A 1,801-nucleotide genomic window follows, 5' to 3' on the forward strand; every position below is an offset into this window, starting at 1 on the left:
GATTAAACATATACTTTGACATCAAAGTATATGTTTAAAGGGGATGCCGCCTTCCGACCACCTTAATTGCGTACACCGGCACCTGTTTTAAAAATTATCGTTAATCTTTTTTAACAAACCCTGCAATTGCGTGCGTTCATCCTGTGTCATGCCCCGATATTCTATCTCATACAGCGCCTGTGAAATCTCCCGAAACGCCGGCTCCAGCGCAAGGCCTGCCTCGGTCAGCTCCACCAGTGTAACACGGTTATCGGCTTCCTCTTTGCGTGTCTCCACAAAACCACGCTGTCGGAGTTTACCAACCAGCGCAGTCACGGTGGACGGGTCGCGGTGAACAACTTCTGCGAGCCGCGCCATGCTCAACGACCGATATTTGAACAGGTTGGCCAGTATATCCCCGTGCGACGGAGCCAACCGGCACAGCCCGATTTTTTCCATCTCTGCGCGCAGATAGCAAGCTGCTTTTTCACTGATTCTTCCCATAAGGAAGATGGTATTATCTATTTTCATATCTCCATTATACTTTGACATCAAAGCATTGTCAACCAACATACTCCGCACTGCGCAATTTTTGTGAAGCAAAAATCGCGGCTTTCTGCTATAGTAAGAGCAATAACAGGCACGACGGCAGTGAAAAGACCCGTCAACCGATATGCCGATCAAACCAATAGGGGAGGAATGTGCTCATGACCGCCGACAGCAATGCGATTCATAAAGCGGCAGCTTATATCGAAGACCATCTGGATGAAGCCCTCACGCTCGACGAGGTCGCCGCCCGCGCCGGATATTCCAAATACCATTTTGGCCGGATGTTCCGGCAGGCAACAGGCTGCACGGTACATCAGTATATCCGCAAACGTCGGCTGACAGAAGCCGCGCGCGCATTGATTCGCACCGACCTGCCCGTTGTAGAAATTGCATTGGCTGCCGGATATGAGAGCCATCAGTCTTTCACTCAGGCGTTTAGGGCGGTCTACCGGCTTTCACCCAGCGCGTTTCGTAAACGGCGGGTCTTTTTTCCTGCCCAACTGCCCGTCGCCCTGTACGCTGAGCCGAATCCATTTGAAAGGAGATGTGCGGCATGAATCTTGTTCCCTATGTGGTAGAGCAGACCGGTCACGGCGAACGCAGCTATGACCTGTACTCCCGCCTGCTCAAAGACCGGGTCATCTTTTTGGGTGAGGAAGTGAACGACGCGAGCGCGAGCCTGATTGTCGCCCAACTCCTCTTTTTGGAGGCCGAAGACCCCGACAAAGATGTACAGCTCTATATCAACAGCCCCGGGGGCGTCGTCACTGCCGGTATGGCGATCTATGACACCATGCAATATGTCCGCTGTGATATCTCCACCATCTGCATCGGGCTGGCTGCCAGCATGGCGTCGTTTCTGCTGGCAGGCGGTGCAAAAGGCAAACGGTTCGCACTGCCCAATGCTGAAGTCGTCATCCACCAGCCACTCGGCGGTGCGAAAGGGCAGGCAAGCGACATCGCCATCGCCGCACAGGCGATCATTGACACCCGTGCGCGGATGAATCGTATGCTTGCCGCCAACACAGGGCAGCCACTCAAAACCATTGAAGCCGACACCGATCGCGACCATTATATGACCGCGGAAGAGGCCAAGGCATACGGTTTGGTAGACGGCGTCATCTACCGGCAATAATAAGCCGCATAAATAAGCGTCCGTGCGTTCCACAATGGAACGCACGGACGCTTTTCTTCAATTTTGAGTGAAGAACCGTGCGGTGCTGTGGGGGGCTTGTGGAACCCGTTTGGGGAATGGGACCCGGTAATAGAAAGC

At 53.4% G+C, this 1,801-nt stretch carries 3 protein-coding genes; 2 read left to right on the forward strand and 1 reads right to left on the reverse strand.

Annotated elements, in window-relative coordinates; translation table 11 throughout:
- Positions 1-87 precede the first annotated feature (87 nt).
- The gene (locus tag ABF463_RS11795; RefSeq protein WP_415533839.1) at positions 88-510 is read right to left on the reverse strand and encodes a MarR family winged helix-turn-helix transcriptional regulator; all 423 of its coding nucleotides are present in this window, start codon (positions 508-510) and stop codon (positions 88-90) included.
- Positions 511-686: 176 nt separating this feature from the next.
- Here ABF463_RS11795 and ABF463_RS11800 point away from each other — a divergent pair, with 176 nt between their 5' ends.
- Both ABF463_RS11800 and clpP read left to right on the forward strand, forming a co-directional pair.
- The gene (locus tag ABF463_RS11800; RefSeq protein ID WP_415533840.1) at positions 687-1,085 is read left to right on the forward strand and encodes a helix-turn-helix domain-containing protein; all 399 of its coding nucleotides are present in this window, start codon (positions 687-689) and stop codon (positions 1,083-1,085) included.
- Positions 1,082-1,663: an ATP-dependent Clp endopeptidase proteolytic subunit ClpP gene (clpP, locus tag ABF463_RS11805; RefSeq protein ID WP_415533841.1), complete on the forward strand. Its 582-nt coding sequence runs from the start codon at positions 1,082-1,084 to the stop codon at positions 1,661-1,663. Before ABF463_RS11800 ends, clpP begins: the two co-directional genes overlap by 4 nt.
- The last annotated feature ends 138 nt before the right edge of the window (positions 1,664-1,801 follow it).

The organism is Ethanoligenens sp., from assembly GCF_047718355.1.
In the GTDB taxonomy this organism is placed as follows: Bacteria; Bacillota; Clostridia; order Oscillospirales; family Ethanoligenentaceae; genus Ethanoligenens.

Bases quoted from the DNA above. Each gene is read 5' to 3' on its own strand.
- ABF463_RS11795 (WP_415533839.1), bottom strand. From the start codon at position 510: ATGAAAATAGATAATACCATCTTCCTTATGGGAAGAATCAGTGAAAAA.
- ABF463_RS11800 (WP_415533840.1), top strand. From the start codon at position 687: ATGACCGCCGACAGCAATGCGATTCATAAAGCGGCAGCTTATATCGAA.
- clpP (WP_415533841.1), top strand. From the start codon at position 1,082: ATGAATCTTGTTCCCTATGTGGTAGAGCAGACCGGTCACGGCGAACGC.